Origin of the sequence: Candidatus Oscillochloris fontis (assembly GCF_004138135.1) — a bacterium.
In the GTDB taxonomy this organism is placed as follows: domain Bacteria; phylum Chloroflexota; class Chloroflexia; order Chloroflexales; family Chloroflexaceae; genus Oscillochloris; species Oscillochloris fontis.
This window is the reverse complement of the sequence record NZ_RYFD01000034.1, coordinates 41,105-47,894: the sequence shown is the minus strand read 5'-3', so window position 1 is coordinate 47,894 and position 6,790 is coordinate 41,105. Positions and strand designations below refer to the sequence as shown.

5 protein-coding genes are annotated in these 6,790 nt (G+C 56.7%); 3 read left to right on the top strand and 2 right to left on the bottom strand.

Going from position 1 to position 6,790, the window contains the following annotated elements:
- A partial coding sequence (locus tag EKD03_RS13030; protein WP_202976795.1) for a hypothetical protein occupies positions 1 to 201 on the bottom strand: 201 nt, incomplete at its 3' end.
- A 470-nt stretch (positions 202 to 671) separates the two neighbouring features.
- Between EKD03_RS13030 and EKD03_RS13025 the strand changes: the two genes are divergently transcribed.
- The 3 genes from EKD03_RS13025 (at position 672) to EKD03_RS13015 (ending at position 5,835) form a co-directional block, all read left to right on the top strand.
- Positions 672 to 1,901, top strand: a complete 1,230-nt coding sequence (locus EKD03_RS13025) for an aminotransferase-like domain-containing protein (protein ID WP_129631453.1) — start codon at positions 672 to 674, stop codon at positions 1,899 to 1,901.
- A gap of 606 nt (positions 1,902 to 2,507) precedes the next feature.
- A complete protein-coding gene (gene dcm, locus EKD03_RS13020; RefSeq protein ID WP_129631450.1) occupies positions 2,508 to 3,749 on the top strand; it encodes a DNA (cytosine-5-)-methyltransferase in 1,242 nt (413 codons plus the stop codon).
- A 37-nt stretch (positions 3,750 to 3,786) separates the two neighbouring features.
- Positions 3,787 to 5,835: an NHL repeat-containing protein gene (locus tag EKD03_RS13015; RefSeq protein WP_129631447.1), complete on the top strand. Its 2,049-nt coding sequence runs from the start codon at positions 3,787 to 3,789 to the stop codon at positions 5,833 to 5,835.
- 74 nt (positions 5,836 to 5,909) lie between these two features.
- Here EKD03_RS13015 and EKD03_RS13010 read toward each other — a convergent pair whose 3' ends face one another.
- Positions 5,910 to 6,782: an ABC transporter permease gene (locus EKD03_RS13010; RefSeq protein WP_129631444.1), complete on the bottom strand. Its 873-nt coding sequence runs from the start codon at positions 6,780 to 6,782 to the stop codon at positions 5,910 to 5,912.
- Positions 6,783 to 6,790 lie beyond the last annotated feature (8 nt).

Genomic DNA, 6,790 nt, shown 5'->3' with positions numbered 1-6,790 from the left:
GGCACGGGCGGTATTGATCAGGTTGCTGTTCAGGGTCGGCACGCTCTCCCGTACCGGGTAGTAGGCCAGATAATGCAATTTCGTCGCATTGCCGACCTTCGCATCCCATCCCAGACGCACGAACTGATTGAAGGCAGCCGTGAACAGGCGGCTCGTTTCGGTCAGCGTAGCCGCTTGGCTAGGAGATGGGGTCAATCGCATGCGTATTGTTCGCTGCATACGTACAGTATAACATCCAATCATCGTTTTCGTTCGAGCAGGCCAGTGGTTCGCAGCGTATGTATCCGAGGACTTCGGCGAGCTCAGTCGGGCCATGCGTGCCGTCCATGCGCCGCGCCCGCGTTTCCTCTACCGGGGGTAAAACCCCGCAGCTATCACGCGGGTTCGGATGGTATTATAGCCGGTAGCCGGGATGGGGAGGCATGCCTTCACGAAAAATCTTGTTAGCGCGAAGCGCCGCATGGCTTCGACAAGCTCAGTTTCGGCAAGCTCAGCTACCGCCAACGGCGCGGTGGCGCATCGTAACCGGCGAGAAGCGGATGTGTAGGGGTGCGTCGTGACGCGCCCTCCGGCGCGATGATCGCGGCGACGTATTGCGTGGGGACGCCAGGGGCGCGTCACGACGCGCCCCTACGCGATATTCCTTCACCGCACTTTCATACGGAGTAGACATGAGCATCAATTGGAGTGAACGCATCGCGCAGCGGGCGCGCGAGATGAGTAGTTCGGCGATCCGCGATCTGTTGAAACTGACCGTGCAACCGGAGATAATCTCGTTTGGCGGCGGGTTGCCCGCACCAGAACTCTTCCCCACTGAGGAGATTGGAGCCGCGTGTGAACAGGCGCTGGTTGAGTCGCCCGACTCGGCGCTTCAGTATGGGACAACCGAGGGCCACGCGCCACTGCGTGAGATGATCGCGGGTTGGATGCATGACCTGGGGATGCGGGTCAGCCCGTCGCAGACCCTGATCACCTCTGGGTCGCAGCAGGCGCTCGATATGCTCGGCAAGCTGCTGATTGACCCCGGTGCCCCCATTGCGGTCGAGAGCCCCACCTACCTGGGGGCGCTGCAAGCATGGCAGCCCTATCGCCCCCAACTGTTGCCGTTGCCTATGGATGCGCAGGGGCTGCAAGTGGAGGCGCTGGCCGAGGTGTTGGCACGCGGGGTGCGCCCGCGTTTCCTCTACATCGTCTCTTCGTTCCAGAACCCCACCGGGGTAACGCTGGCTCCCGAACGGCGGCGGGCCTTGGTGGAGTTGGCGGGGCGCTATGATCTGCCGATCATTGAGGATGATCCCTATGGCGAGCTTTATTATGAAGGAACCCGCGCTACCCCCTTGGCGGCGCTGGATTGCCAACTGTATGGCGAGTTGCGCCATGTCATCTATCTAAGCACCTTCTCCAAGTTACTCACCCCCGGCCTGCGCGTGGGTTGGCTGATCGCGCCAACCGGCCTGATTGATAAGCTGGTGCAGGTGAAACAGGGGCTGGATCTGCATACGGGCAGTTTGGCCCAGGTGGCGGCCTATCTGACCTGCCGCGATGGGCTGCTGGAACGCCACATCCCGGTGTTGCGCGAGGTGTACGGGCAGCGCCGCGATGTGATGTTGGCCGCGCTGCACGCGACGATGCCCGCCGGGGTGCGCTGGACCCATCCGGCAGGGGGGATGTTCCTCTGGGTGACGCTGCCCGACGGTTGGGACTCGGCGGAGTTGTTGGGGCGGGCGATTGGCCATCAGGTGGCGTTTGTGCCGGGGCGCACCTTCTACCCGGCGGGGGATGTGATCAATACCATGCGGCTCAACTTCTCTTTCTCGCCACCGGAGTTGATCAAGACCGGGATCTCCCGTTTGGCGGAGGTGGTGCGGAGCTATGCACCCGGCGGGCAGTTGCCGTTATGAGAATCGCAACCCTGGGTGGCTGGGAGTGCATGATCATCCTGCTCGTGATCGCGGTGGTAGCGGCGCTGGCCTTTCGGACTGGCTACTTCCGGGGGCGGCGGGGGCCACACTGAGCGCAGCGAATGAAAGGCCGCCCCCTGAGTCTGTCGAAGGGGGCGGTTCGGTTAAGCGTCCTCTTGCGCCCCGGTTTTTGACCGCAGAGGACGCAGAGGTACGCAGAGGAAGAACCATAGGTCGTAACCACAGGGAGCGCAAAACCCATCCCTCTGCGTCCCTCGGTGTCCTCTGCGGTTGATAGGGTGTACCACCGAGGATGATACCCTCCGTAACCGAACGCCTATGGGGCGGCATCCCCTGAATCGTTTGCCTGTAGCATCTTTGCACATGCTTGGTTGCGACAAGGCGATAGGTTCAACATGAGTTGGGAAGCTCTCATCTCGAAAACTCCCTCTTGAACAGAACAAACCAGGGCAAGCTTTATATCAAATAATCATTCATATATACTTGCTTTCGCAAAGAAAATATGGTATATTCCTTTCTGTTAAACGGAAATTGTACGGTTCAATAGTAACCTTCATTGATATACACAAGACAAAAACCATTATAATGATACAAAAATCTTTTGAAAGAAACAAGCATATATACCACAACGAAGCTTTTGCTGAACTTATTAAAGATGCTGTTCGTTTTTTTAACGGAACACCAGTTCATTGTCTGCCACCACCAGAAAGATTTTCTGGAACTGGCGTTTATGCTCTTTACTACACAGGAAGCAATCCTATCTATAAAAGGTATGCTGAGTTAAATCGACTTTCCTATGACTTTCCTATCTATGTAGGGAAGGCAGTTCCAACCGGATGGAGGCAATCAAGCTCATTAGGTGGAAAGCATAAAGCTCATCACGATAGTCGGGATATGTTTCCCTATGCGATCAAGTGCATTGAACGACTTCAGCCGAAAGCGTTTTTTTTTGAAAATGTCAAGGGTTTACTACGTACATCTTTCGCTGAGTATTTTGATTATATTATTCTTCGTCTAACGTACCCAACTTGCACCATCAAAGAAAATGAAGATTGGTTGCATCATCTCAATAGACTTAGAAAAATCACAACGAATCAATACAATGATATAAAATATAAAGTTGAGTACAAATTGCTCAATGCAGCTCACTATGGTATCCCGCAGAAACGGGAACGAGTGGTGATCATTGGTATTCGCTCCGACTTGGATGTTGAATGGACGTTCCCACAATTCACACATACCGAGGATAGATTGAACTGGGATAAGTTCGTTACTGCAGAATATTGGGATCGCCACGAGCTACCCCGCCAGCAGAATGTTTTGATCGAATCTCTGCTTCAGCAGAAGTACGGAATGTTTCCACCAGAAGAACTTCCTTGGCAGACTATTCGCGATGCACTGGTAGGCGTTCCACACCCACAGGAAGACCATAATATTCCAGATCACATCTTTAAGGGTGGTGCTCGTATCTACCCAGGCCATTCAGGTAGTAAGATTGACCAACCCTCGAAAACCATCAAAGCGGGTGGACATGGTGTGCCTGGTGGTGAAAATTTGATCCGCTATGAAGATGGATCAGTTCGCTACTTTACTATATTCGAAGCAAAGTTAATTCAAACATTCCCGCAGGATTTCATTATTACTGGTGCTTGGGGTGAGGCAATGAGGCAGATTGGAAATGCAGTACCTGTTAGATTATCTGAAATTATTGGTAAGCAGTTGCTTTTATTACTACATTCAAATCTTCCCATATTGCGTAAAGCCCATGCCACACCCGTATGGGCATCCCCTGAATCTCTAGGTTTCAGGAGAGGTGAGATGGTATAATACAGCCACGCAGCCTGCCCACCAATGAGGTTCCTCCATGCACCGCATACTCCGCACTCTATGCGCCGTCGCGGCGTTCCTGATACTCAGCGCCTGTAGTTTGCCGGGGGTGGGCCAGCCTCCGGCGGCGACGCTTGCGCCGCCCCCTAGCCCCGAACCGACCGCCGCTCTGGCTCCCGATCTGGATGCGGAGACGCTGGTGGAAGCCTTGGGGGTGCGCCTGAGCCATCCCCAGGGATGGGTGAGCGAGGTGATTTCGGGAACCCTCGTGTTGGCTCCGTCGGCGAGTAGCCTGGATCGCACCAGCCCCGGCCCGGATCTGCTGATTACGCTCGATGCCACTCCGTCCGAGCAGGTGGCGGCGCAGTATGGGCGCGAGGCGAGCCAGAATCCCGAAGCCTTCTTTGAGGTGAGTAGTGCGCTTATTCAACAATCCGGCTATACCATCAGCCCGACCACCCCGATCACCATCACGGGCCAACCGGCGCTGCTGGCCGATCTGCAAGGTACGGGTGGCTCTGGTCAGTTGGTGGTGGTGGTTGGCCCGCAACAGGTGGTGCGCGTGGTGGGCCAGAGCGACCCCGCAAGTTGGGCGCAGCAGAGCGTCCTCTTTCAGGCGATCCTGGAGAGTCTCACCTTCTTCCCGCTGACCCCAACGCCAACTCCTACCCCAGTCAATCTGGCGCTGCAACCCGATGTGCTGCGCGAGGGGCCAGCCGGGTTTGTTTTGCGGATTGGTGGGAATGGTGGCGAACGCAACGCACGCTTTATGTCGGCACGCGGCATGGCCACTGCCCCCGATGGTACACTCTATGTCGCCGAGAACAGCCGGGGCATTTGGGTCTTTGCGCCCGATGGGAGCCTGCTCAGCACCTTCGGCGCTGAAGAGTTGCTCGACGCCTATGATGTGGTACGTACCAGCACTGGCGATCTCTTCGTGGCCGATTATGGGCGCAACGCCATTGCCCACTTCCACGCCGACGGCACGTTTATTGCGCATTGGGGCAGTGCCGGGGAGGCTCCCGATCAGTTTGGCCTATCATCGCCGCAACGCATCGCCCTTGGCCCAGAAGAACAGATCTACGCCCTGGATAGCCGCTCCAATGCTGAAGGTGATGCGATCTCTAGCGTGATGATCTTTCAGCCTGATGGGACGTTCGTGACCCGGCTGAACCTGCCTTCCGATCTGGCCCCATCCGATTTGGTGGTGGATAGTGTGGGGAATATCTACCTCGCCGAGAGCTTTGGTGGCTCGGTGGTGAAGCTCGCCCCCGACGGTAGTGAACTGGCGCGTTTTGGCGATCCGGCAGCGACACTGAGCCTTGCCGCAGGTTCGATTGACCTGGATGCGGGGGGCGATATCTACCTCGCTACCTACAGCGCCGGGATCGTGCGCCTCTCACCGAGTGGGGTCACGGTTTCACGCAACGGCACGCCCGCCACGAGCGGCAGCCTGCCCGGCCCCGGCGAGTTTAGCCTGCCCAACGGGATTGTGGTTGGCCCCGGCGAGGTGGTGTGGGTGAGCGACAACAGTGGCGAGTACAGCGCGGTGACAGCGCTGCGCCTCCAGGGCGATGCGGCGCTCAGTTCCACCCCCGGCCCAGAGGCCGAGCAGAGCGCCACCCCGGAGCCGACCGTTGTGCCGGAGGAGAAGTTACTCCACCAGTGGGCCAGTGCGGCTACTGCCAGCAGTTTCTACGCCCCCGATTATGATCCCGAAGGGGTGCTTGGCGCACCGGATGTAGCGGGGTGCCAGGACAGCCCCGCCGCATGGGCCTCGGCGGCCCCCGATGGCCGCGACACGCTCGAACTGAGCTACGCGACGCCGGTCTTTGCCAGCAGCCTCGTCATCTACCAGAACAGCCAACCCGGTTTTGTCAGCCACGTGGAGTTGATTGACGAACGCGGCGAAGTCATCCCGGTCTATACGGGTAGCCCCAGCCTAAGCGTCACATGCCCGTTGGCCCAAAGCATCACCTTCACCCAGACCTTGAGCCGGGTGGTGAAGGTACGCATCACGATTGATCAGCGCGGCGGCACCTATTGGAGCGAGATTGATGCGGTGGAACTGATCGGGCTACCATAAAGCTATGCCCCAAACCCTAGTTTGTGTTGTTGTTTGGCGGCGAAGCCGCCAAACAACAACACAAAGATATTTCACTACTTCCCCACCCCCACCGGCTTCAACAAACGCACCGAGAGGAACAAAAACAGCCCCGTGGCCAAAATCGAGAGAAAGAGATAGACCAACCACGGTGAGGGTACCAACACATCACCCGTACTGGTTGGTATGTTGAAGTAGAAGGCATTCTCGCCGCCCACCAACGCGGCCTCGGTAATCCCCAGCGCAATAAAGGGGTGCGCACTCAGCATGAGGCCCACCGTATAGATATAGATAATGTCGGGTTCATAGTAGCCCAATATGATCGAAATGATCGTAAAGATAAAGGGAATAATCAGCAGCAGAAAGATGACACTCCCCAACGCTGTAATATTCGCCCCCAGTGTGCTACGCATCACAGTCGAGAAGAAGATCCCTATCGAGGCGTAGCAGATCGCCGTAACGATCAAGCCCACCAGCCCAATCGCAAACTCCGTTCCGCTCACCCCACCAAAGAGAAACGCCAAACCCGCCATGGGCAAAGCGGCAAAGATGAGCAACAGCGCAAACGCCAGCGCCGAAGTCAGTTTCCCCAGAATAATCTGCAACGGCGAGAGCAGCGTGGTGATCAAGAGATCATAACTCTGGCGTTCGCGCTCACCCGTAATCGCCCCAGCGGTAAGCGCGGGCGAGATGATACATACCTGCACTAGGGTCGCAATCATCACCGTAATAAAGATCGACTTACCAATCGTGGGGCCAGCCTCAATATCCGTCATCCCACCAGAGAAACTATTTGAACTGGCCAGATAGACCAAAAAGGTGATCATGCCGGTGATCGTGAGATAGATACTCAACAAGATCATCGCCCGCCAGCCACGGATACGTCCGCGTAGCTCACGGGTCAACACCGGATTCTTGAGCAGGTTCATTGCTTCCT

Excerpts from the sequence above, each read along its gene's own strand:
- EKD03_RS13025 (WP_129631453.1), top strand. The coding sequence starts at position 672 with ATGAGCATCAATTGGAGTGAACGCATCGCGCAGCGGGCGCGCGAGATG.
- dcm (WP_129631450.1), top strand. The coding sequence starts at position 2,508 with ATGATACAAAAATCTTTTGAAAGAAACAAGCATATATACCACAACGAA.
- EKD03_RS13015 (WP_129631447.1), top strand. The coding sequence starts at position 3,787 with ATGCACCGCATACTCCGCACTCTATGCGCCGTCGCGGCGTTCCTGATA.
- EKD03_RS13010 (WP_129631444.1), bottom strand. The coding sequence starts at position 6,782 with ATGAACCTGCTCAAGAATCCGGTGTTGACCCGTGAGCTACGCGGACGT.